General features: G+C 57.1%; 20 protein-coding genes and 1 riboswitch. Of the genes, 17 read left to right on the top strand and 3 right to left on the bottom strand.

The window, feature by feature from the left end; all coding sequences use genetic code 11:
- Nucleotides 1–11: 11 nt before the first annotated feature.
- The 9 genes from DWX75_RS01905 to DWX75_RS01865 all read left to right on the top strand — a co-directional run bounded on the left by DWX75_RS01905 (nt 12) and on the right by DWX75_RS01865 (nt 9,585).
- Nucleotides 12–1,070, top strand: coding sequence for an NYN domain-containing protein (locus tag DWX75_RS01905; protein WP_118014385.1), 1,059 nt, complete (start codon nt 12–14; stop codon nt 1,068–1,070).
- A 25-nt stretch (nt 1,071–1,095) separates the two neighbouring features.
- Nucleotides 1,096–1,512, top strand: a complete 417-nt coding sequence (locus DWX75_RS01900; protein ID WP_118014384.1) for a DUF3783 domain-containing protein — start codon at nt 1,096–1,098, stop codon at nt 1,510–1,512.
- A complete protein-coding gene (locus tag DWX75_RS01895; RefSeq protein ID WP_118014382.1) occupies nt 1,509–2,483 on the top strand; it encodes a hypothetical protein in 975 nt (324 codons plus the stop codon). Before DWX75_RS01900 ends, DWX75_RS01895 begins: the two co-directional genes overlap by 4 nt.
- Nucleotides 2,484–2,598: 115 nt before the next feature.
- Nucleotides 2,599–3,522 carry an ABC transporter substrate-binding protein gene (locus tag DWX75_RS01890; protein ID WP_118014380.1) on the top strand — a complete coding sequence of 308 codons (924 nt, stop codon included), beginning with the start codon at nt 2,599–2,601 and terminating at the stop codon, nt 3,520–3,522.
- Nucleotides 3,519–4,283 carry an ABC transporter ATP-binding protein gene (locus DWX75_RS01885; RefSeq protein ID WP_118014378.1) on the top strand — a complete coding sequence of 255 codons (765 nt, stop codon included), beginning with the start codon at nt 3,519–3,521 and terminating at the stop codon, nt 4,281–4,283. Before DWX75_RS01890 ends, DWX75_RS01885 begins: the two co-directional genes overlap by 4 nt.
- Nucleotides 4,280–5,038 (top strand): ABC transporter permease, encoded by a 759-nt coding sequence (locus tag DWX75_RS01880; RefSeq protein ID WP_118014376.1) that lies wholly within the window; start codon nt 4,280–4,282, stop codon nt 5,036–5,038. Before DWX75_RS01885 ends, DWX75_RS01880 begins: the two co-directional genes overlap by 4 nt.
- Nucleotides 5,039–5,053: 15 nt before the next feature.
- Nucleotides 5,054–6,727, top strand: coding sequence for a hypothetical protein (locus DWX75_RS01875; RefSeq protein ID WP_118014373.1), 1,674 nt, complete (start codon nt 5,054–5,056; stop codon nt 6,725–6,727).
- A gap of 180 nt (nt 6,728–6,907) precedes the next feature.
- Nucleotides 6,908–8,794 carry a glutamine synthetase gene (locus DWX75_RS01870; RefSeq protein WP_118014371.1) on the top strand — a complete coding sequence of 629 codons (1,887 nt, stop codon included), beginning with the start codon at nt 6,908–6,910 and terminating at the stop codon, nt 8,792–8,794.
- Nucleotides 8,795–8,937: 143 nt separating this feature from the next.
- Nucleotides 8,938–9,585 carry a hypothetical protein gene (locus DWX75_RS01865; protein ID WP_147671507.1) on the top strand — a complete coding sequence of 216 codons (648 nt, stop codon included), beginning with the start codon at nt 8,938–8,940 and terminating at the stop codon, nt 9,583–9,585.
- A 316-nt stretch (nt 9,586–9,901) separates the two neighbouring features.
- Here the strand turns inward: DWX75_RS01865 and DWX75_RS01860 are convergent, their stop codons facing one another.
- Nucleotides 9,902–10,786 (bottom strand): LysR family transcriptional regulator, encoded by an 885-nt coding sequence (locus DWX75_RS01860; RefSeq protein WP_118014367.1) that lies wholly within the window; start codon nt 10,784–10,786, stop codon nt 9,902–9,904.
- Between the two features lie 216 nt (nt 10,787–11,002).
- Between DWX75_RS01860 and DWX75_RS01855 the strand changes: the two genes are divergently transcribed.
- From DWX75_RS01855 to DWX75_RS01840, 4 genes are all read left to right on the top strand, one after another.
- Nucleotides 11,003–12,160, top strand: coding sequence for a M20 family metallopeptidase (locus tag DWX75_RS01855; protein ID WP_118014365.1), 1,158 nt, complete (start codon nt 11,003–11,005; stop codon nt 12,158–12,160).
- A 56-nt stretch (nt 12,161–12,216) separates the two neighbouring features.
- Entirely contained in the window at nt 12,217–13,572 is a 1,356-nt protein-coding gene (gene dcuC / locus DWX75_RS01850) for a C4-dicarboxylate transporter DcuC (protein WP_118014363.1), read from the top strand.
- A 110-nt stretch (nt 13,573–13,682) separates the two neighbouring features.
- A complete protein-coding gene (locus tag DWX75_RS01845) occupies nt 13,683–13,955 on the top strand; it encodes a GNAT family N-acetyltransferase (RefSeq protein ID WP_199497492.1) in 273 nt (90 codons plus the stop codon).
- 71 nt (nt 13,956–14,026) lie between these two features.
- Complete coding sequence (locus DWX75_RS01840; RefSeq protein ID WP_118014361.1) at nt 14,027–14,815, top strand: ADP-ribosylglycohydrolase family protein; 789 nt, start codon at nt 14,027–14,029, stop codon at nt 14,813–14,815.
- Nucleotides 14,816–14,891: 76 nt separating this feature from the next.
- Here the strand turns inward: DWX75_RS01840 and DWX75_RS01835 are convergent, their stop codons facing one another.
- Together DWX75_RS01835 and DWX75_RS01830 are read right to left on the bottom strand one after the other, a co-directional pair.
- Nucleotides 14,892–16,109, bottom strand: coding sequence for an MFS transporter (locus DWX75_RS01835; RefSeq protein ID WP_118014359.1), 1,218 nt, complete (start codon nt 16,107–16,109; stop codon nt 14,892–14,894).
- Between the two features lie 295 nt (nt 16,110–16,404).
- Complete coding sequence (locus tag DWX75_RS01830) at nt 16,405–16,953, bottom strand: folate family ECF transporter S component (protein WP_118014357.1); 549 nt, start codon at nt 16,951–16,953, stop codon at nt 16,405–16,407.
- A gap of 94 nt (nt 16,954–17,047) precedes the next feature.
- Nucleotides 17,048–17,147, bottom strand: a riboswitch (THF riboswitch).
- Nucleotides 17,148–17,347: 200 nt separating this feature from the next.
- On the opposite strand from DWX75_RS01830, the gene DWX75_RS01825 reads away from it, so the two are divergent.
- The 4 genes from DWX75_RS01825 (at nt 17,348) to tgt (ending at nt 22,107) form a co-directional block, all read left to right on the top strand.
- Nucleotides 17,348–18,325: a D-2-hydroxyacid dehydrogenase gene (locus tag DWX75_RS01825; protein ID WP_118014355.1), complete on the top strand. Its 978-nt coding sequence runs from the start codon at nt 17,348–17,350 to the stop codon at nt 18,323–18,325.
- Nucleotides 18,326–18,587: 262 nt separating this feature from the next.
- Nucleotides 18,588–20,045 (top strand): nicotinate phosphoribosyltransferase, encoded by a 1,458-nt coding sequence (locus DWX75_RS01820; protein ID WP_118014353.1) that lies wholly within the window; start codon nt 18,588–18,590, stop codon nt 20,043–20,045.
- 17 nt (nt 20,046–20,062) lie between these two features.
- On the top strand, nt 20,063–20,935 hold the full coding sequence (locus DWX75_RS01815; RefSeq protein WP_118014351.1) for a shikimate dehydrogenase: 873 nt from the start codon (nt 20,063–20,065) through the stop codon (nt 20,933–20,935).
- Between the two features lie 44 nt (nt 20,936–20,979).
- Nucleotides 20,980–22,107 carry a tRNA guanosine(34) transglycosylase Tgt gene (gene tgt, locus DWX75_RS01810; RefSeq protein WP_118014349.1) on the top strand — a complete coding sequence of 376 codons (1,128 nt, stop codon included), beginning with the start codon at nt 20,980–20,982 and terminating at the stop codon, nt 22,105–22,107.
- Nucleotides 22,108–22,125: the final 18 nt, after the last annotated feature.

Here is a 22,125-nt window from a genome sequence, read left to right as displayed (position 1 = left end):
AAGAATAGTATATGACATTGGTTTCAAACAATACGACCGTGGGGATCCTCTACGATATCGAGAATGCCCCCTTTGAGATGCTGAATTACACGCTCGGCAAGGCAAGGCGGTTCCAGCCCTGCCGCACCATCGTGATTTCCGACTGGGACGCGCGCCCTGAGCAGAAGCGCTGGGACAAGCTCCTGCGCCGCCCGGGCTTCACGTTCCGTCAGATCAGCCGCACGTTCCTCGGCAAGAACTCGCTTGACTCGGCCCTTTACGATTCGGCGAAGCTGCTCTACGAGGAGGGCGTGCGCCGCTACTTCGTCATTACGACGGATTCCGATTTCGTGCGCATCGCCGAGATGCTCAATTCCCGGGAAAAATCCTACATCATCGGCGTGGGTACGAAGCAGGCCAGCGAAACGCTGCGCAGCGCCTATGACGAGTTCATCGTCTACCCGCCGGAGGAAAAGCCGAAGGCCGCAAAGGCCGGCAAGAAAGCCGCCAAGGTCCAGAATCAGCCGGAGGAGAAGCCGGAGGCGGAGAAGAAGCGCGTCAAGCGCAAGAAAGAGCAGAAGGACTTACAGGAAGTCCTGAATGAGTCCAAGGACCGCAAGGAGGCCAAGGAGCCGAAGAACGTCAAAGACGCAAAAGAAGCAAAGGATGCCAAGTCTGCAAAGGACGCAAAGGAAACGAAAGCGGCCAAGGTGGTCAAGAGCGGCAAGAATGCCAAGCATGCGAAGGCCGACAAGGCTGATCTGCGCGTAAAGCCGGGCAAAGCCCAGAAGACCGAGAGTCTCGAACAGGCGGAGCAGTCAGCCCGGACAGAAGCTGCCGAGGCGGTGAAGAAGCCGCAGCCGGCAGAAATGCAGCCGTCTGAGCCGCAGGGCAAGAAAGCCAGGAAGAAGGCGGCCAAGGAGCAGCCGACAGTACCCCAGCAGCCGGCAGTACCCCAGGAGACGGCGGGCCTGCTGACCGTGCGCCTGCCAAAGACGCTCCGCCAGAGCCTCGAGGAGCGCATGCAGCATGAAGAGGTCACGATGGATGAACTCATCACGTATCTTTTGATGCGCGGCCTCTCCAAGTGAGACAGAATGTGAGAAAGGAAAACCCATGAAGCGAGAAGAACAAGTCCTGTTTTATCAATTCCACGATGATGCGAAGCTCGAACTCGCACAGAAGACCCTGCACCGCATGGGCATCAAGACCCGTCTGCTGCCGGAGGAGGCCTGGCGCGAGAAAGTCGGCTTCCTGCTGGGGCTCAAGGGCTTCCGGCAGACGAAGCACGAGGAAAATGATGACTTCGTGTTCCCGCATGAGGTCATGATCCTCCAGAACATCCGCAACAAGCGGCTCGACCAGGTTCTTTTGGCCCTCAAGGAAGCTGGCGTGCCGCAGGTCCACTATAAATCGGTCGTCACGCCCTTCAATACGCTCTGGACGCTGCGCCGCCTCTGCGAGACGATGCAGAAGGAGCATGCCGCGATGATTGAACTGGAAACGAGAAAAGCCGAAGGCAGTGCACAATGAACAACAATGACAACGCTGGCCGGAATGACCAGATCAAAAAGACAGATGCGCAGGAGCCATTGACGCCTGTGCGGCCAGGACAGCAGCTGCGCGGAGGCATCCCTGATGAGGAAGCGACGCGCTGCCTGACGCCCGACGAACAGGCGCGCCTGCAGCAGGCCGCGGGCAAAGGTGCGGCAGGCAATGCCGGCAAAACGGCGCCGAAGCTTGACGATACCCAGTCGCTGCCGCCGCTGACCGATGCGGCGGAGCAGGCGGAGTCCATCCAGCAGCCCTTCCCGCAGCAAAACGATGATGTGCGCCAGCTGCAGCCCGTGGTGGACCGGCAGGATGGGAAGGGCGGCTGGCTGACGCCGGGGCGCAAGAAGGCCATCCTGCTCTGCGCGGGCTTTCTCATCGCCCTGTTCGCGGGGTTCGCAATCGCCGGCTACCGGCAGGATCAGGCGGATCTGGCGGCCAATGAGCGCCAGTATCAGGCGCAGGAGATGAAGGACCGCCAGCAGAAGCTCGACCAGCAGGAAAAGGACCTGCAGCAGAAACGCCAGCAGCTCGAACAGCAGAAGAAGGAGCTCGAGCAGCAGAAGCGCAGCCTGCAGCAGGATTCGGACCGCCTGGCCGGCCGCCAGGAGCAGATGGCCGCCGATGATGCCTCGTCCTCGACCGTGCAGAAGATCCTCGACAAGGTGACGGGCAAGGAGGCGGACCGCCAGAAAGCGGCGCAGTCCGCGCAGCAGCAGCAGTCTCAGAATACGAGCAGCACCGATGCTGTGAACCAGTCCCTGGCAGACGCGCAGTCCATGCTTGACGATGTCAATGCCAAGCTCAGCGACGTCGAAGCTATGAAAAACGAGGCCGGCAAGATGAAGGAAAAAGCCGCGAATGCGTATGACGAGAACAAGGATGTCATCGATACGGCCCTCTACTACGTCAAGGCAGGAGCCTCGATGGCGCTCGACATGCTCCTGCATTGAGTTTCTGCCTGGATTCCCCAAAATAAAAATTTAAATGAGAGAAGTGTGTGCGTTGAATTTATTGAATCTGAGTTCAAAATGGAAGAAATTCTTATGTGCGGGTACGGCCGTCGCCATGCTTTTGGCGATGGGAGGCTGCGGCTCGCAGGATGATCAGGCGGCCAAGTCCCAAAAGGATCTGCAGCCGCTGGCCGTGGGCCTCATGCCCGATACGGATTCGCTGCCGTTCATCATCGCCCAGGAGAAAGGCTATTTTGCCGATGAAGGGCTCAAGGTGGACATCCAGCAGTTCAAGAGCGCGATGGACCGCGATTCAGCCCTGCAGAGCGGCAATCTCGATGGTGCCGTCTCGGATATGCTGGCCGTGGCGTTTGCGAAAGACGGCGGCTTCGACGTGAAGGTCACGTCTATGACGGACGGCAGCTACAAGCTCGTCGCGGGCAAAGAGGCCGGCGTACAGTCGGTGGCGGACCTCAAAGGCAAGGATGTCAGCGTCTCGCGCAATACGATTATCGAGTACGTGACGGATCAGATCCTCATGCACAACGGCATGCAGGAGGGCGATATCAACAAGGTCATCATCCCGCAGATCCCGACGCGCCTCGAGATGCTGCAGAACGGCAAGCTCGCGGCTGCCACGCTGCCCGAGCCGATGGCCAGCATCGCCGTACACAATGGCTGCCATTTCGTGACAGGCTCGGATGAGCTCGGCATCAACCCCGGCGTCATCCTCTTCACGTCCAAGGCCGTTGCGGACAAGAAGGCGGAAATCGCCGCCATGTACCGCGCCTACAACCGGGCCGTCGACTACCTCAACAACACGCCGCGCGACGAATACATCGACCTCGTGGTGGATAAGGGCGGCTTCCCGCCGGCAGCCAAGGAGGCCCTAAAACTGCCGGAGTACCATAAGGCCGCGCTGCCGAAGGAGCAGGATGTGACGGACTGCATCCAGTGGCTCCGCAGCAAAGATCTCATCAAGGATACGTATGGCTACCAGGATATCGTCACGGATCTTCTGGGCAAGGCATCATCATGATCGCGATTGAGAACCTGACCGTCCGTTACCGGGCAGCGCGCCCGCACAACCGGATAATCACGGCACTTTCAGGTGTCAGCCTCACCGTTCCGCAAGGAACGGTTTGTGCTATCATCGGACCTTCCGGCTGCGGCAAGTCCACCCTGCTGAAGGTCATCGCCGGCCTCATCCGCCCGGCGGAGGGAAGCGTCACCATCGACGGCTGCCCCGTCAATCCCAGGCAGACGTGCATCGGCTTCATGCCGCAGAACTATGGGCTTTTGCCCTGGAAGACCGTGCGGCAGAACATCCTCCTGGGCTGCGAGATCCGCGGCAGCCGGAAGGATACGCGCGGGCAGGGCATGCAGGAACTGGCGGCAAAGCTCCATATCGCGGAGCTTTTGGACCGCTATCCGCATGAGCTCAGCGGCGGCCAGCAGCAGCGCGTCGGCCTCGCGCGCGCCTTTTTGCTGCAGCCCGACCTCCTGCTGATGGATGAGCCGTTTTCGGCGCTCGACGCCATCACGCGCGAGACGATGCAAGATGTCTTCCTCACGCTCTGGCAGCAGCAGTCCGTGACGACGCTGCTCGTGACGCATTACGTGGAGGAAGCGCTATGCCTCGGTCAGAAAATCGTCCTGATGGCCGCGCAGCCGGGACGCGTCGCCAAGGTCATCGACAATCCCCTGGGCGGCCATCGGGAGCTGCGCAATACGACGGAGTTCTTCCGGCAGGGCCAGGCCCTGCGCGAAGCCATCCGGAAGCTGGAGGTGGAGGCATGAATCATTTCAAGGCCACGCGCCATATCTTCCTATCGTATCTTGGTGCGGCAATTTTCCTGCTCGCCGCCTGGTGGGGGGCATCCGAGCTCCTGCAGCTGCCCATCGTGCCGTCGCCCTGGCGCGTCTTTGCGCGGCTTGGCCGCGTCTTTGTCTCCGACATCGCCATACACGGGGCCTACAGTCTCTGGCGCATCTTTGCCGGACTCGCGCTCGCCGTGGGCATCGGGTACCCGCTGGGCGTCCTCATGGGATATTTCCGGCGGGCTGACCGGCTCTTGTCACCCGTCGTCTATCTGACGTATCCCATCCCCAAGATCGCCCTGCTGCCAATCCTCATGCTGCTGGCCGGCGTCGGGGAACTCTCGAAGATCCTCATGATCTTCCTCATCATTGTCTTTCAGGTCGTCGTGGCCGTGCGTGACGGCATACGCGCCATCCCGGAGGAGACGTACTACCCGCTGTATTCGCTTGGCGCTTCGTTCCTCCAGGTCTTCTGCTATGTCATCCTGCCGGCCTCGTGGCCCAAATCCGTCACGGCCATCCGCGTGGCCATGGCGACGGCCGTTTCCGTGCTGTTCTTCACCGAGACGTTTGGCACGCAGTACGGCATGGGCTACTACATCATGGATGCCTGGCTGCGCGTCAACTACCTCGAGATGTATGCGGGCATCCTCGTCCTGAGCGGCATGGGCCTTTTGCTCTTCGGTCTCATCGATCTTCTGGAGTACACGACCTGCCGCTGGCAGCGCCGCTGACGGAGGAGGTTTGTCATGAAAAAAATTCTTGCCGTCCTTATATTCCTGCTGCTGCTCGGCGGTGCGGGCTGGGCCGGCTTCCACATGAGCGATCTCTGGCCGACGTTTGCCGCGTATCTCGAGAATCGGGAGACGAATCCCGCCATCCGCATCCACGAAGCAGGAGACGTCTCTGCCGCCGCGCGCCGCGATGTCGAGCTGGCCACGGAGAAATTTCCGCTTCTCCTGCACCGCGAGATGGGGACGGGCCTTCGCCATTCGGTCGACGTCTACATCGCGGCTTCGGAAGACGATTACGCCGCGGTCCTGCGCAAGCAGTTCGACCTCTCAGCAGACGATGCGCGCGAGGTCGCGGCTGTCTCGGGCGGCTGGTCGGGAGGGCGCATCCGCACGACGGCCATCAACGGCACGGCCGGCGTCATGGACACGAGCGGCGAGCGCATAGCGACGACCGGCCACGAGCTCTTCCATCAGGTGCAGTACGAGCTGAGTCACGGCAACGATACCGACGAACAGGCGCTGTTCTGGCTGTCGGAGGGCTCGGCCGACTACATCGGCGCACTGCTGGCCGACCAGTACGGTGGGCGTCCGTTTGCAAAATGGCAGATGGATGTGCTTGACGCCCTGCTGGCCGCACCGAAGGTCATCCGTCCGGAGAGCCTCATGCACCTTGACTTCGAGCAGCGCAAAGCCGTCATGGCCAGGGAAAATCACGCCTATCAGATGGCCGATCTCATGACCTGGTACCTCCTGCAGCGCTATCCGCGCGAAGAGGCCAATGAACGGCTGAAGAAGTACTTCTATGCGCTAGGCGAGGAAAAGGATGGGGAGGCAGCATTTGCCAGCGCCTTCGACATGAGCTCGGCTGATTATTTGCAGGAATTCTCGGCCTGGTGGCAGCAGCAGAGGCAGCAGCCGGCCGAGATCCACTATGAAGTGCGCGCAGGCGTGATGCCGGAGATGGCGGCCGCCGTCAAGGAAGAGGTCAGGAATTCGCAGGAGTTCCTCACAAAGCGTTTCGGCCGCGCGCTCGGCGGTGCCTATACGATCATCCTGACGAACAGCCGGGACGATATGGTGCAGGCTGCTGCCACTCTGACCGGCATGAGCGAGGAGGAGGCAAATGACTTCTCGGGCGACAGCCTCTGGGTGGAGAGCGGCAGCACGATCCTCCTGAATGTCGCCAATCTCACGGATGAGCGTCAGCGCATCTTCAACCTCGCCGTCATGACGGCCCGCGTCTTTGAGGCGCAGAACATGGGGGCGGAATCCAAGGAAATGGCTTGGCTCTCGCGCGGCATCGCCTACCTCGCGGGTACGGGCCGCCTGGAAGAAGCCGGCTACGGCACGCTGCCGGACTATCGCCGCGCCTGGCTCGAGAAGCTCCGCCAGGGCGGGGGCGTCCCCAATCTCGTGCAACTTGAAACGAAACAGGGCTTTGAGGAGGCGTCCTCGTCCCTGGGATCCGAGCGCGTGTCGGCCGTGACGGAGCTTGCTGCGGCCAGTCTGCTCGACCGCCGTGGCTGGAGCGGCTTCTATCGCTGGATGCGCGCCGTCGGCGCCAGGGAGGAGACTGGTGAGGAGGCTCAGGCGGGTCGCGACGCATTCCGCGCCGTTTACGGCCAGGACACGGCCGCCTTTGCTGATTCGCTCCGTGTGCAGCTGTCTCATGAAATGTATACACGCTGAAACACTTTACAAAGTTCTTCAGCTGTGCTAATATAGGACCTGTTCAAGCAAATAGTCAATCTGGCAACGTCGCCATGTGGTTCGCTCCGTTCCTTGCGTATAAAATGCGTGAGCATGCAGGGAAGGGTATTTTCCACATGGCTTTTTGGTTGTCATAATTCACAAAAAGGGTGGTAAAACATGGACGAGTTACTGTATGTGATTCCTGCAAACTCCAGCAAAGAAGAGGTCCTCAAAGCGGTGAAGGACCATCCGGAAATCAAATTCGTATCCCTCGTCGGCGTCGACATGGCCGGTAACGATACGGATGAAAAAATCCCGGTTCGCATTTTCCTCAAGGACATCGATGAATTCTATGCCGGCACGGCAGTCCAGACCGATGGTTCTTCCGTTGTACTGACGGGTATCGCCACCCTGAACAACGCGAAGGTCGATATGCCGGTCGATCCTTCCGTCAACTGGTTCGTTGATTACAACATGGAGAACTACGACGAGGAGACGGGCAAGCCGGTCGGCACGCTGCGCATCCCGTCCTTCCTGATCCATGAAGGCAAGCGCGTCGATTCCCGCGCCGTCCTCGCCGATACGCTCGCTTACGTCAAGAAAGAGCTGCTGGCTCTCTTCAAGGCACATCCGCAGGCTTCCGGCCTCGAGAGCATCAACGGCAACGAAGTCACGGACATCCAGTTCACGTCCGCAACGGAGCTGGAGTTCTGGGTCAAGACGCCGCTCGAGGAAGCAGCCATCGAAGAGATGTCCGCTTCGCAGGTTCTGCAGGAGCAGTACTGGGAGCGCACGCACGGCGCTGTCCGCACGGCGATGGAGCAGTGCCTCGAAGTCCTCGACAAATACGGCTTCAAGGTTGAGATGGGCCATAAAGAGGTCGGCGGCCTCAAGGCACAGATCGATGAGAACGGCCATATGACGCATGTCTGCGAACAGCTCGAGATTGACTGGCGCTTTGCCGATGCCCTGCAGGCTGCCGACAATGAGCTCTTCGTCCGCACGATTGTCCGCGAGGTATTCCGTGCGATGGGCCTCGAAGTCAACTTCAAGGCAAAACCAATGATCGGCCTGGCCGGCAACGGCGAGCACACGCACATCGGCATGGCTGCCATCACGAAAGACGGCAAGCTCCACAACCTCTTCACGGCAGATGACCAGAAGAAAGACTTCATGAGCTCCATCGGCTACGGCGCACTCATGGGCCTGCTCAAGAACTATGAAGTCATCAACCCGTTCGTCTCCGCTACGAACGACTCCCTGAACCGTCTGAAACCGGGCTTCGAGGCTCCGGTCTGCGTCGTCACGTCCCTCGGTCATACGCCGGAGATTCCGTCCCGCAACCGCACGATCCTCGCCGGCCTGATCCGCGACCTCACGAACCCGTATGCAACGCGCTTTGAGCTGCGCGCCTGCAACCCGTACACGAATACGTACCTCGTACTCGCTGCCATCTATTCCAGCTGCCTCGACGGCATCAAGGCCACGATCACGCACACGACGGCAGAATGCCTCGCCGAGATCTCCAAGGAAGCCGGCGAAGAAGGCTTCTACCTCGAGAAAGATCGTGCATACCGCAGTGAGGATGATGTCTTCGAAGACTACACGGAAGAAGAGCGCACGCGTCTCTTCGGTGCTCCGCCGGCTACGGTTTGGGAGAACATGCAGAACTTCGAGAACTATCCGGAGAAGCTCGCCGTCATCACGGCCGGTGGCGCTCTGCGTGACCAGATCATCAGCGCCTTCCGCGCCGGTGCCCTGACGCGCTGGAAGACGGAGCTCGTCGCCCGCATCATCCCGGAGAACCGCGACATCGTCCGCGCAGCCAAGGAAATCAAATCCGATTTCGTCACGGATCTCGATTCCTACAACTGGAACAAGATCAACGGCATCCGCAGCTACCTCGCCAAGGATAGCATCGATGAAAAGTCCCTGTTCACGCTGCTCATCAACGCCCTCAACGAAGGCGACTTCGCCACGGCTTCCGGCCTCCAGGTCGAGATGTACGACAAGATCGAAGAGCTCAAGGGCCTCTACGATTCTTACGTCAAGAACATGATTTGATCCCCTGTTTTAACCCCTTTCATAGAAAGCACCGCTTCGGCGGTGCTTTTTTGTTTTGCCTGTTGTTTTGGACAGGACGGCGCGACAGCCGCTTGTCGTATACTATTGCTAGAGAGAAGTTTCTAGGATATGGAGGTGATTCTATGTGGAAGCGATGTTTGCTGCTGATGCTGTTCGTTTGGGGCTGCCTGCTGTATGCGCCAACCGCAATGGCTTGTGAGGAAGGGACTCCGGCTTACCTGGCGGATTATCAGGCATTCCTGCGCGAGTACGGCGAAGCCCTTGTCGAGGATCGTGACACGATACGCTATTGGCAGGTGAATGCTGCAGCCAAGGTCGCCGGCATCGATGGGACCGGCTATGCCTTCGTCTGGATAGACGGGGACGATGTGCCAATGCTCCTGATCGGCAATCCGGATTCCTGGCATGTCTGGCAGGCCTACACCTGGTCGAAGGGCAAGATTTACAATCTCTATCCGGAGGGCGACCCGAACGGTGCAATGTGGGTGACCGAGGACAAGAAGCTCTATCTGGAGATTGCGACGCTATCCTGGGGCTATTGCGGCTGGTCGGATAAATACCCGCACGCAACGGCTCTGAGTTTCGTGGCCGCTTATACACAGGAGCTTGAAACGGGCCTGATCCGCTACTTTTGCGGTGAGTACGAGGAGGATGGCCTTCCCATCTGGCACAAGACGTATATAGGCGTAGAAAAGATCCGTGCGATGATGCCGACGTCGCGGATACTGGAACTCGACTGGCACCGGCTGAGTGAGCTGCAGGCATCGTGAATCGACGCGGCACACATTCTCCCTGGTGTATCGCACAACCAGGCTTTGCAGCAAGCTTCCCCCTCCGGAGGCTGCTCCAAAGGTGCGAGATGCCAGTAGCATCCCCGGACGTAGACTGCAGGGCCGATAGGGGAATCTGCGGGCGTTTGCTTTGCTGCTTGGTGAACGTAAGAAAAGATAACGATACTCTGTGTGTAGAAAAGACATAAGAAAAATCCCCTTGGTAGCTACTCCAAGAGGACTTGTTCATTGCTTCAGCTTTAACAACCTTTGAACATAATCAATTATAGCATATATTGTGAAACGTGCAAGGAAATCAGCTCAATTCCTGTTGGATGTGTTTCCAAAAGGCTTCCTTGTAAGAAGACGGCATCGTCGTTTGCAGACGTGCCATGATGGTGTGCTTGTAGACAGGATTCTTTAATGGTCGTATGACAAGATCTTCTGTTCGATGATATCGTAAGGCACTTTCTGAAACGATAGAGATACCAAGACCTGCTTTAACTAAGTCAATGCGATTGGCAGCTCCACTGCAATAACTGACAATGTCGGGCTTAAATCCTGCATCTTCACAGGCCTTGAGCAGGATATCATAAGAAACGTTTTCTGGTGTGGGAAAAATGAATTTTTCCTTTTCAGCCAATGTCAGATCGAAATAATCCGTTGAAGCGGATGGATGCAGAGGTGGCAATAAAGCCAAAAATGGTTCCTGTTGTATGGGCAGGATTTCAAAAGGGTAAGAATGGATATTTTGTGGTGCTGCAAAGATAGCGAAATCCAATTGTCCTTCTGTCAGCATATGACAGAGTTCTTTGCTTAGGTGATGCTCTAATGTGAAACGAGCTTCTGGATATCGGGTATTGAAGGCCGCAAGAAAATCAGATAGTGGCAGACCTCCCAGCCCCATGATCATACCAATGTGAATGGTATGCTTATGGGGCTTTTGCCATTTTTTCATACCTTCGTGTAGTTGGTTGACATCATGAAGAATATATTCTGCATAGTGATAAAAATCTTCTCCTGCTGGTGTCAGTTCAATGGGATGGCAGTCACGATTGATGAGCTTGATATTTAAGTCGTTTTCTAATTTTGTAATTTGTTGAGAAAGTGCAGACTGAGATAAAAAGAGACGTTCGGCAGCCCGTGTAAAATGACGACATTCTGCTACCGCGAGAAAATATTGAATCTGTTTCAGAAGCATGCATATTCAACCTTCTTTATATCTAAGACTAATTATTAGTATAAATATATTTTATCATTCTGCTAAAATAACAGCAATTCGTTTTGCTAATGATTACAGTAGAACAGCGAATTGTACTTCGTCCTTCCAATCCTTTAAACTATGCCTATACAGTGAATGAAAGATTCACTTGTGGACAACTTGAGAATGGATCATGCAGGCAAAGGAGGATATAGCATGAAACGTTGGAATGAAACGATTATTGATGCTGCTCGTTATCAAGAAGAGCTGGCATACCTTGTCAATATAGACAGTTCTTCTTCTGAGCCGGTCGGAGCTGGAAAGGTGGCTGCTTTTTTTCAAGAACAGTATGAACAATTAGGATGGCAAGTGGAGCCGTTGCAGCTCGCGCCATCAATCGGACCCTGTTTGAAGATTACGAACGGACCGGCAGCACATTATGACCTTTTATTGCTGGCTCATCTGGATACGGTTTTTCCTTTGGGAACAGCGGCAAAACGTCCGTTCAGCCGACATGGTAATCGAGCCATGGGGCCAGGTGTAATTGACTGCAAGGGAGGTGCCTTGTCTGGCCTTTATGTTTTACGAACTTTGCAGGAACATGACCTGCTTCGTAATAAGCATATCTGTGTATTTTTGAATTCCGATCATGAGGGAATCAGTTCCTGCTATTCCAAAACGGTCAATCAAGAGTTAGCCAAGAAAAGCACATGCGTATTGGTGCTGGAATGTGGGCGAGCCAATGGGAATCTGGTTTATAAGAGAAAGGGGATTGCACGCTATCATTTGACTGTCACAGGACGCAGTGCGCATGCCGGCGTGGACTATCAGAATGGTCGTAATGCCATAGAGGAACTGGCTCACTGGATTATCGCCCTGCAGGAAGCGACAGATCTTACTAAAGAAACAACAGTAAATGTAGGACTGGTAAAAGGCGGCACTGCTATCAATGCTGTACCTGGTGAAGCGAAGGCTGCTGTGGATGTGCGGTATTACGATCCGCAGGAAATCGTTCGCATTGAACAATTGATGCAGGAACTGCAGCATCATCCACATGTAAAAGATACATCTGTGAACATTGCCGGCGGGATTACCAGGCCACCCATGCTGCCTACGGAGAAAACGCGTAAGCTGATGCAGCTTATAGAAAAGCAAGGTGAACGTCTGGGAATTGCTTTTGGCTGGACCGCTAGCGGCGGTGGCTCTGACGGCAGTTTTGCGGCCGATGCGGGAACTCCGACAATCGATGGAATGGGACCAGTTGGTGGAGGTGCGCATACGGAACGTGAATATTTGGAAATTGATTCGGTAGAACCCAGAGCGCATTTACTGGCTGCTGTGATTAAAGCCGTATTATCACAAGATAATATTTAATCTGTCAGCAGCGTTTAGAATCATTGCACTGTTTCAGATGTTAGGAGGGAGCTCGAATGTTGTCTTTAGGCATTGCCTTGCTGACAACGATTGTTGTTGCTTGGCTAATCGTCAAACGAATGAAGCCGCAGGCTGTGCTTTTTGCCGGGGGATTTTTCCTTTTGGCTGTAGCAATCTTGATGGGGGTTCCATTGTTGGATGCAAAAAAATCTACTGGCCTGGTATGGTTTGACATTTTTAAATTTGTAGAAGATACGTTTAGTACACGTGCGGCAGGAATTGGTTTGATGATTATGACAGTAGGCGGTTTTGCTAAATACATGGACTACATTGGTGCCAGCCGGAGCCTGGTGCATTTGGCTTCTAAGCCCTTGAGTCTGATTCGTTCGCCCTATCTTCTGCTGGCTGTCAGCTATATTATAGGTCAGCTGCTCAACATTGTCATTCCTAGTGCGGCAGGACTTTGTGTACTGCTTATGGCTACGATGTATCCTGTTCTTGTCAGCCTGGGCGTCAGCCGCTTGTCAGCAGCTGCAGTGGTTGCTACTACACCATGTCTGGATCTCGGCCCTGCTTCGGGTACGGCGGTTTTTGCCGCAAAGACAGCGGATCTGGATGTCGCTGATTATTTTGTCGGAGAGCAGATCCCGATTGCTGTCGTGACGATGGCTGCTATTTCAATTTCCCATTATTTCATTCAACGTTATTTCGATCGCAAAGAAGGCGTTGAGGCGAAAGTCCTGCAAGCTGCTCCTGTGCAAGAAGGAGAGCAGCTTCCGCCTTCGATTTATGCACTGTTGCCGATGGTGCCAATCATTCTGGTTTTAATGTTCAGCAAACTTTGCATTACCAGTATCAAGATGCCGGTCGTGACGGCTATGATTATCAGTGTGTTTTTGGCTATGCTGATGGAATTGATTCGGACGCGCCATCCCAAAGAAGTATGCAAGAGCATTCAGGTGTTTTTTGATGGTATGGGCCATCTTTTTGCAACAGTTATTACTTTGATTGTGGCCGGTGAAACGTTTGCATTTGGCTTGACAAAGATTGGTGCAATAGACTTGATTATACAGGGAGCGCAGAGTTCCGGTTTTGGTGCAGTTGGCGTCACCCTGATCATGACGATAATTGTAGCTGTTGCTGCTATTATTATGGGCTCCGGTAATGCACCGTTTTATTCTTTTGGTGCGTTGGTTCCAGATATTGCCAAGGGACTTTCCATGCTTCCTGCGACCATGATTACACCGATGCAGATGGCATCCAGTATTGCTCGCAGTGCATCACCAATCACAGCTGCTGTTGTTGCCGTAGCTGGTGTGGCTGATGTATCGCCTGTAGACATTGTCAAGCGTACGGCTATACCCATGGGAATCGCATTGCTGGTTTCATTCCTCATGGCAGTAATTCTTTAAGCTGGAATCTGATTTTTCAGAATCAGGCAGTTTGGGCATCCTTTCCCTTTGCAGATTTTTGTAGTATCATTAGACAAGAAAATAGAGCTTCAGAAAAGGATGGTGGCGAAATGGCAGCAAACATGTTGTTCCGCGAGGAATCCGGGCGGATTTACGCAGAGGATGAAGGCGGCAAAGTGGTGGCAGAAGTTGTATTTCCTGAGATTCGTCCCGGCGTTTGTGAGATTACGCATACGTATGTCGATGACCGTCTGCGCGGGCAGGGCATTGCGGGGAAGTTGATGACACTGGCCGTGGCTGCCATCGAGCGGAACGGAAAGACGGTGACGGCTTCCTGCTCCTATGCGGTAAAGTGGCTGTCCAGGAGAGAAGCCAAGCGTTGAGAAGCATGGCGGCTGTTTCGTCATGGAATTGGAAGATGAAGTCTGGATACTCAGCAAAGGGGGAATCTCTTATGTTCGGTGCGATTGTTGGCGATATCATCGGGTCGCGGTTTGAGTGGCACAATTGCCGGTCGAAGGAGTTTGCGCTCTTTGATGAGAAGTGCCGGCCGACGGATGACAGCATCATGACGCTGGCGGTGGCGAAGGCCATCCTTGCGGCGCGGCCGGGGTATGAGGACCTGCCGGAACAGGCGGTGCGAGCGATGCAGGAGCTCGGGCGCAGGTATCCGCATGCGGGCTATGGCCGGGGCTTTCGGCAGTGGCTGGCAGCGGAGCATCCGGAGCCTTATCACAGCTTTGGCAACGGCTCGGCCATGCGCGTGAGTCCGGCGGGCTTTGCGGCGTGTTCGGAGGAAGAGGCGAAGTCGCTCGCGCACGCGGTGACGGCCGTCACGCACAACCATCCGGAGGGCCTCAAGGGTGCGGAGGCCGTGGCCGTTCTCATCTACCATGCGCGTCAGGGCATGAAGATGGACGAGTTGCGCGAGCTCGCGGAAGCGCGCTATTATAGGCTGGATTTTACGCTCGATGAGATCCGGCCGACTTACGAATTCAGCTCGGCCTGCCAGAAGTCGGTGCCGCAGGCGCTCGTGGCGTTCTTTTCTTCGCAGGATTTCGAAGATGCAATCCGCAATGCCATTTCGATTGGCGGCGACAGCGATACGATCGCGGCCATTGCCGGCAGCATCGCCGAAGCGTACTACGGGATTCCGCAGGCGCTGCGCGAAGCGGCCATGCAGCGGCTGCCAGCTCCGCTGCAGCAGATTGTGACGGATTTCGAGCAGGTCTATCCGCAGTAAAAAAAGCCCGTTCCATCCGGCTGCCACGGAGCAGTGAATGGAACGGGCTTTTGTGCACCAATCTGCGTTTGTTTGTTTATGCCTCGGTGTGATGATTCTGCGTTTCCTTCATGAGCAGGGCAACGATGAAGAGGCAGAATTCAAAGGCCACGACGATGATGTCGAGGGCGGCGACATGGCCGAGCGTCGTCGTCAGGAAGCCCATGAGCGGGCCCGAGAAGAACGAGAGGAAGTAGCTCGAGGCGCCGACGATGCCGGTCGCGAGGCCAATCTGGCTCGTGCTGACGCCGTCCTGGGCGATCGTGTAGCCAAGCACGTAGATGGCGTGCAGGCCGATGCCCATGAGGCCGCCGACGATGTAGAGGACGGCGGAGGTCTGCGGGATGACGTGGAAAATCAGGAAGGCGCAGAGGGCGTTGAGTCCCGAGAGGAAGATGATGGTCGGCTTGCGGCCGAAGCGGTCGGCGAAGAAGCCGAGGATGACGCCGCTGAGTCCGCCGATGCCGTAGATGGCGCCGAAGAAGGAGCCAGCTTCCGTCGGGCTGAACCCCTTGTACGTCATGAAGAGGTACGGGCCCATCGAGGCAAAGCCCCAGTACGGGATGATGTTGAGAATCTGGATGAGGACGCCGAGCCAGACGACTTTGTTGAAGCCGACGGTGCGGATGGCTTCGATGAGATGGATGCGCTTGATGTCCGTCGAGGTATCCGTGTATTTCTTCTTGAAGCCGAAGATCAGCAGCAGGCCGAAGATGACGGTGACGAGGCCCATGTGCGTCAGGCCGATGCTCCAGTCGCCCGTGCGCTCAAGGCTCCAGCCGTAATACGTCGGGCCGACGTAGGCGCCGATGGAGTAGAAGGTCATCATGAGGCCGTTGAGCATGGCGCGTGCCGCTGGGAAAATGGAGCCGGCGACAGAGTACATGACGATGTTCCAGCAGCCTTCAAAAATGCCGAAGCAGACGCGCCAGAAGGCTGCGCCGGCGAAGCTTGCGGAGGTCGTGACGCAGGCGGTCATGCAGCCGAGGCCGACCATGCCGAAAATCAGCATGCGCTTGCGGCCGAAGCGGTCAGCGAGATAACCGGCCGGAATATCGATGAGTGCCTGGCCGAGCGTAAAGATGGTGCCAATCGTTCCGAGCTGTACGGCGGTCAGAGAAAGCGAGGCTGCGACTGCCTTGAGGCCGACGCCGAAGGAAAGGCGGTTGGCCGAGTAGAAGGCATAGCCGAGTGCCAGCAGGAACAGCTGGAACCAAAGGATTTTGGGTATCTTGAGCGGGTTCTTTTGCTCCATAATACATACGTCCCTTCTAAAAATAAATGCATGATGAAAAATAGGAAAGATTGTTTTGTATTATAGCACTTACACTTTAAATGTAAACATTGAACGGGAATAAAATACATAAATTTTTATACAAGAGACATATCGCGAAAAATCTCGGAAAAGTACGATGAAAACATATAGAGAGCAATAAAAAACGCCCTCTCCATGTACTGGCTTTTCAGCGGGAAAGGGCGTGGCTGTCCGGGCGATGCCGGTTTTCGGAGAAGTTCCGGATTGTGCAGCGAGAGTTTGCTGTTTGCTGTTGTCAGGCTGCCGCGGAGGTCGAGGATGTTTCAGCCTGCGGTTGCGGGAACTGCTCGGGCAGGAAGCGCAGCAGGGGACGGTAGACCATGAGGAAGAGACCGACCTCCATGGGATAGCAGAGGAGGTTCTTGATGAGGCGGCTCAGAAAGATGGCGGAGGCTGCCTTATGGTAGAAGATGGTCAGCCAGAGCGTGTTGAGGCCCAGGTGGATGAAGACCATGACGAGGAAGAAGGGGATGCAGGCGCGCAGCAGCGTGACACGCCTGCGGTAGAAGAACCAGCCGTAGATGTAGCCCGTGAGAAATCCTGAGACAAGGAAGCCCGGGAAGAAAATGCTCGTGCCGAGCAGGGCCGTGCCGATGAAGTCGGCGGCCGCTGCGACGAGCCCCGCCTTCATGGGGCCGTACATCGCGCCGTAGATCGCGATCGGCAGGAAGCCGAAGGTGATGCGCACGAAGACGGTCTGGACCGCGAAGACGTAGGAGAGAAGCACGGCCAGCGCTACGGAGACGCCGGCGTAAACGAGGGGCTTGACGGAGAATCTGGACATGAAAAAAGACCTTCCTTTCCATTGTGTGACGAGTGTGTGACAAGTAGCAATGGGTTGCAGCGTTGCTGCAACAAGGAAAGCCTTCCGTGCCTGCAGCAGCGGGATGCAATGCCTGCACCGCAGCCTTTGGGGCTTTCGTCCGGATGTCAACTCCCCGTACATCCGGCACTTGACGCGCAGGCACTTACTCTGCTCATATTTTTGCATCGATGTCCTTAGTATAGCGCGGAATGTTTTATTTGGCAATGGCCCGGAGCCGTGTGTAAATCTGTAACATATTTTTTCGTTCAAAAAAGGCTTCTGGCGGTGGTTCGACGAAATATCTATCTGGAAAAACCAATCCGGCTTTTCGAATCTTGATGTTTGACGCAAAAACGATAGGGGGCCCCTTCATATGGAACAGTTTACGATTGCTGTAGTCAATTCGTTCATGAATGAAGCGCATCGCGAGCAGATTGCCGCACTGGCGGCGGAGCACGATGCGAAGGTGAAATTCTTCACGTCGCAGGACGAAGCCCTGCCGCAGATGGCGGATGTCGATATCCTGTATGCGGCGGCGACGGGCGGCGGGCATAAGCTCGCGCAGGCCGCGCCGCATCTCAAGTGGTTCTGCAGCGTGTCGGCGGGCGTCGACCCCGTGCTGCGCCCGGGTGTTTTGCCGGAGGGCTGCCTGCTCTCGAATTCCTCCGGTGCCTACGGCGTGACAATCGCGGAGCATCTCGTCATGGTGACGCTGATGCTCGTGCGCCGGTATCCGGAGTATGCGGAAATCATCCGCCGCCACGAGTGGCAGAACAACCTGCCGCTGCGTTCCATCAAGGACAGCCGCGTGACGATCGTCGGGACGGGCGATATCGGCACGCGCTATGCCGAGCGCATCCAGTCCTTCCAGCCCGCACGCATTGTCGGCATCAACCGCAGCGGGCACAAGCGCAGCGCCGTCTACGACGAGGTGGCCGACCAGTCGCATCTCACGGAGTACCTGCCGGCAACGGATATCCTCGTGCTCTGCCTGCCGGGCACGCGCGAGACGACGAACCTCCTCTCCCGGGAGCGCCTGGCCATGCTGCCGAAGGATGCCTTCGTCATCAACGTGGGCCGTGGCAACTCCATCGATCAGGCGGCGCTCGTCGAAGCGCTCAATCGCGACGAGCTCGCTGGCGCGGCGCTCGATGTCATGGCCAAGGAACCCATCCCCGAGGGCGATCCGCTCTGGACGGCCAAGAACGTCATCCTGACGCCGCACTGCTCGGGCAAGATGACGCTGGCCTACACGCGCGACAAGAGCGTGGCGATGTTCTGCGAGGACTTCGTTCATTTCATCAAGCATGAGCCGCTGGCACATGAGGTCAAGCGCGAGCTCGGCTATTGATGCATGCCGGCAGGAAAACTGAAGCAGGGAACGGCACGGTGCAGCGGCATCGCGCCGTTTTTTTATGGATGTCCTGTTTTCGGGCCGGATACCTGTGCTTTTGCAGGAGGTTCTTGTGGGATATCACAAGAATCTGGCCGTATTTGGAGGCGGGGAGTGTCAAGATACCCGGATATGTGTTATAATCGAGTGTATGCATAATTTATAGAAAGCGATAAAGCTATGTTGTTGCGGGAAACCGCAGGATGAAGGGGTTGGCGTCATGACGCAGTTTGACAAGCGCAATATCACGATGATGATGGACTTTTATGAGATGACCATGGCCAATGGTTATTTCAAAGACCATGACAAGGACGTGCAGGTGGCTTTCGATGTCTTCTACCGGGCAAATCCGGATGAGGGCGGCTTTGCCATCTTTGCCGGCCTCGAGCAGGTCATCGAGTATGTGGAAAACATGGAGTTCACGAAGGAGGATGTGGAGTACTTCCGTCAGCAGGGAATCTTCTCCGAGGAGTTTCTCGCCTATCTGGCGGATTTCCGCTTCAAGGGCGATATCTACGCGCTGCCCGAGGGCACGGTCATGTACCCGAATGAGCCAATCCTGACAGTTGTCGCACCGCTCATCGATGCGCAGCTCGTCGAGACGGCCATCCTGGCACAGATCAACCATCAGTCGCTGATCGCGACGAAGGCCCGCCGCATCTGCCGGGCCGCTGACGGCCGCGCCGTCTCGGATTTCGGCGCACGCCGCGCGCACAATATGGATGCGGCGACGTACGGCGCCCGCGCTGCCTATATCGGCGGCGTCGTCGGCACGGCAACGTGCTCGGCCGGCCAGATGTTCGGCATCCCCATCTCGGGCACGATGGCGCACAGCTGGGTCATGTTCTACGGCGATGAGTACGAAGCCTTCAAGAAGTACGCCGAGACGTATCCGGATGCGACGGTTCTGCTCGTCGATACGTATGATGTCATCCATTCCGGCATTCCCAACGCCATCCGCGTGGCACATGAGGTGCTCGAGCCGATGGGCAAGCGTCTCATGGGCATCCGCATCGATTCGGGCGACCTCGCGTACCTCTCGAAGCGCGTGCGCAAGATGCTCGATGCGGCGGGGCTTCCCGACTGCAAGATCGTCGTGTCGAACAGCCTCGATGAATTCACGGTATCGTCGCTGCTCTCGCAGGGGGCCTGCATCGATGCGTTCGGCATCGGCGAGCGCCTGATCACGGCGAAGTCCGAGCCGGTCTTCGGCGCCGTCTACAAGCTGGCGGCCGTCGGCGAGAACGGGGAGTTCGCGCCGCGCATCAAGGTTTCGGAGAATGTCGGGAAAATCACGAACCCGGGCCTCAAGGACCTCTACCGCGTCTACGATGAAAACGGACATGCCGTGGCCGATCTTTTGGCCATCTGTGGCGAGCTCTTCGATACGAAGCAGCCCGTGCGCTACGTCGACCCGCAGAAGCCGTGGAAGAACCGTTCGTTCGAGAACTGTACGTTCAAGAACCTGCGCAAGTGCTACGTCCGTCAGGGCAAGCGCACGGAAGAGCTGCCGGGCCTCGATGCCATCCGCGACTACGTCGAACAGCAGCTCGAAAACGAGATCTGGGAAGAAGAGCAGCGCTTTGAGAATCCGCACCGCCATTATCTCGACATGACGCCGGATTACTACGAGCTCAAGATGGATCTTCTGACGAAGACGCGCCGCGAGCATGCGTGAGGAACTGAGGTGAAAGCATGAGCCAGAAGCTTACGGGAACGACGCAGAATCTCGGTGTCATGGGCTGGCCGATCCGCCATTCCCTGTCGCCGGTGCTGCAGAATGCAGCCCTTGAGAGGGCGGGCCTCGACTACGTCTATGTGGCACTGCCCGTGCCGCCGGAAAAGCTCCGGACGGCTGTCGAGGGACTACGGGCGATGGGCTTTGCCGGCTGGAATGTGACGATTCCGCACAAGCAGGCCATCATGCCGCTGCTCGACGAGCTCGACGAGGACGCGCGCATCATCGGGGCCGTGAATACCGTGGTCCGGAAGGACGGGCGGCTGCTCGGCTATAATACCGATGTCACAGGCTTCCTCATGCCGCTTCAGCGCAGGCATGTCGTCCTGCGCGGGAAGAAGGCGGCTCTTTTGGGTGCGGGCGGCGCTGCGCGCGCCGTCATCTGGGGCCTCCTGCGCGAGGGCGTTTCGTCGATTGCCATCGGCGTGCGCAATCCGCACAAGGCGGAACCCCTCGTCCACGAGTTTGCGCCGTACGGAGTCCTGCGCGTCTATCACTGGGAGGATGAGGCATTCCGCGCGGAGCTCGGCGAGACGGATCTGCTCGTCAATACGACGCCGCTCGGCATGACGCCGCACACCGATGGCATGCCGCCTGTCGTCTGGCAGGATCTCAAGGCCTCGGCCTTCGTTTATGACATCATCTACACGCCGGCGCACACGCGCTTCCTGCGGGAGGCCGCGGCGCACGGCCACACCATCCTGAACGGCGAGGAAATGCTCGTCGGGCAGGGCGCGGCTGCCTTTGCACGCTGGACCGGGCAGGAGCCCGACCTTGCGTGCATGCTCGACGCCCTGCGCCGGGAGCTTTCCTCCCGCCGCCAGCCGTGACAATCAGCACAGTCGCCAAAAAACAAGAAAGTTGAGGGTTTTGTTTGACTGCGATCACTTATGAATTAGTCAAGAAAGATGCCGCCACGGGAGCCCGTGCCGGCATCATCCATACGCCGCACGGCAGCTTCCCCACGCCAATCTTCATGCCCGTGGGCACACAGGCCTCGGTCAAGGGAGTCTCGCCCGATGAGCTCAAGGATCTCGGCGCGGGCATCATCCTGTCGAATACGTATCATCTCTTCCTGCGTCCGGGCATGGACCTCGTGCGTGAGGCCGGCGGCCTGCACAAGTTCATGCACTGGGACCGCGCCATCCTGACGGACAGCGGCGGCTTCCAGGTGTTCAGCCTCGGTGATTTGCGCAAGATCACGGAGGAGGGCGTGACGTTCCGCTCGCATATCGACGGCTCGAAGAAATTCCTGTCGCCGGAAGTCTCGATGGACGTCCAGATGGCACTCGGCTCCGATATCGTCATGGCCTTTGACGAATGCGTGCCGTATCCGGCGGATTTTCAGTATGCCAAGCAGTCGACGGAGCGCACGCTGCGCTGGCTCAAGCGCTGCAAGCAGGCGATGACGGCTCCGAATCAGGGCCTCTTCGGCATCGTGCAGGGCGGCATGCACAAGGAGCTGCGCGAGTGGAGTGCCCGTGAGACGGTGGCACTCGACCTGCCGGGCTATGCAGTCGGCGGCCTCTCCGTCGGCGAGCCCAAGGAGCTCATGTACGAGATGCTCGAGTATTCCACGTCGCTTCTGCCGGAGAACAAGCCGCGCTATCTCATGGGCGTCGGCACGCCGGACTGTCTCGTCGAGGGCGTACAGCGCGGCATCGATATGTTCGACTGCGTCTACCCGACGCGTGTCGCGCGCAACGGTATGGCGATGACGTGGACGGGCCGCCTCGTGATGAAGAATGCCCAGTTCACGCACGACCATCACGTGCTCGAGGAGGGCTGCGGCTGCTATGCGTGCCGCAACGGCTACACGCGCGCCTACATCCGTCACCTCGTGCGTGCCGGTGAGATCTTCGGCCTGCGCCTGCTGTCGCTGCACAACCTCTGGTTCCTGCAGGAATTCATGCGCCGCATGCGCCAGGCCATCCTCGAAGACCGCTTCGGCGCCTTCCGCGAGGAATTCTTCGCCCATTACGTCATGCATGGCAAGCAGTGAGCCTGCCCGTGCACCGTT

The sequence above is a fragment of the Mitsuokella sp. AF21-1AC genome, from assembly GCF_003458855.1.
Lineage (GTDB): Bacteria > Bacillota > Negativicutes > Selenomonadales > Selenomonadaceae > Mitsuokella.
Note: the sequence above shows the minus strand (reverse complement) of the source record. Positions and strands in the feature narration are given on the sequence as shown.

What these genes read in the sequence shown, in the direction of transcription:
- DWX75_RS01905 (WP_118014385.1), top strand. Translation starts at nt 12, where the DNA reads ATGACATTGGTTTCAAACAATACGACCGTGGGGATCCTCTACGATATC.
- DWX75_RS01865 (WP_147671507.1), top strand. Translation starts at nt 8,938, where the DNA reads ATGTGGAAGCGATGTTTGCTGCTGATGCTGTTCGTTTGGGGCTGCCTG.
- DWX75_RS01900 (WP_118014384.1), top strand. Translation starts at nt 1,096, where the DNA reads ATGAAGCGAGAAGAACAAGTCCTGTTTTATCAATTCCACGATGATGCG.
- DWX75_RS01835 (WP_118014359.1), bottom strand. Translation starts at nt 16,109, where the DNA reads ATGGAGCAAAAGAACCCGCTCAAGATACCCAAAATCCTTTGGTTCCAG.
- DWX75_RS01895 (WP_118014382.1), top strand. Translation starts at nt 1,509, where the DNA reads ATGAACAACAATGACAACGCTGGCCGGAATGACCAGATCAAAAAGACA.
- DWX75_RS01815 (WP_118014351.1), top strand. Translation starts at nt 20,063, where the DNA reads ATGAGCCAGAAGCTTACGGGAACGACGCAGAATCTCGGTGTCATGGGC.
- DWX75_RS01845 (WP_199497492.1), top strand. Translation starts at nt 13,683, where the DNA reads ATGGCAGCAAACATGTTGTTCCGCGAGGAATCCGGGCGGATTTACGCA.
- DWX75_RS01825 (WP_118014355.1), top strand. Translation starts at nt 17,348, where the DNA reads ATGGAACAGTTTACGATTGCTGTAGTCAATTCGTTCATGAATGAAGCG.
- DWX75_RS01840 (WP_118014361.1), top strand. Translation starts at nt 14,027, where the DNA reads ATGTTCGGTGCGATTGTTGGCGATATCATCGGGTCGCGGTTTGAGTGG.
- dcuC (WP_118014363.1), top strand. Translation starts at nt 12,217, where the DNA reads ATGTTGTCTTTAGGCATTGCCTTGCTGACAACGATTGTTGTTGCTTGG.
- DWX75_RS01820 (WP_118014353.1), top strand. Translation starts at nt 18,588, where the DNA reads ATGACGCAGTTTGACAAGCGCAATATCACGATGATGATGGACTTTTAT.
- DWX75_RS01855 (WP_118014365.1), top strand. Translation starts at nt 11,003, where the DNA reads ATGAAACGTTGGAATGAAACGATTATTGATGCTGCTCGTTATCAAGAA.
- DWX75_RS01875 (WP_118014373.1), top strand. Translation starts at nt 5,054, where the DNA reads ATGAAAAAAATTCTTGCCGTCCTTATATTCCTGCTGCTGCTCGGCGGT.
- DWX75_RS01880 (WP_118014376.1), top strand. Translation starts at nt 4,280, where the DNA reads ATGAATCATTTCAAGGCCACGCGCCATATCTTCCTATCGTATCTTGGT.
- DWX75_RS01870 (WP_118014371.1), top strand. Translation starts at nt 6,908, where the DNA reads ATGGACGAGTTACTGTATGTGATTCCTGCAAACTCCAGCAAAGAAGAG.
- DWX75_RS01830 (WP_118014357.1), bottom strand. Translation starts at nt 16,953, where the DNA reads ATGTCCAGATTCTCCGTCAAGCCCCTCGTTTACGCCGGCGTCTCCGTA.
- DWX75_RS01860 (WP_118014367.1), bottom strand. Translation starts at nt 10,786, where the DNA reads ATGCTTCTGAAACAGATTCAATATTTTCTCGCGGTAGCAGAATGTCGT.
- DWX75_RS01885 (WP_118014378.1), top strand. Translation starts at nt 3,519, where the DNA reads ATGATCGCGATTGAGAACCTGACCGTCCGTTACCGGGCAGCGCGCCCG.
- DWX75_RS01890 (WP_118014380.1), top strand. Translation starts at nt 2,599, where the DNA reads ATGCTTTTGGCGATGGGAGGCTGCGGCTCGCAGGATGATCAGGCGGCC.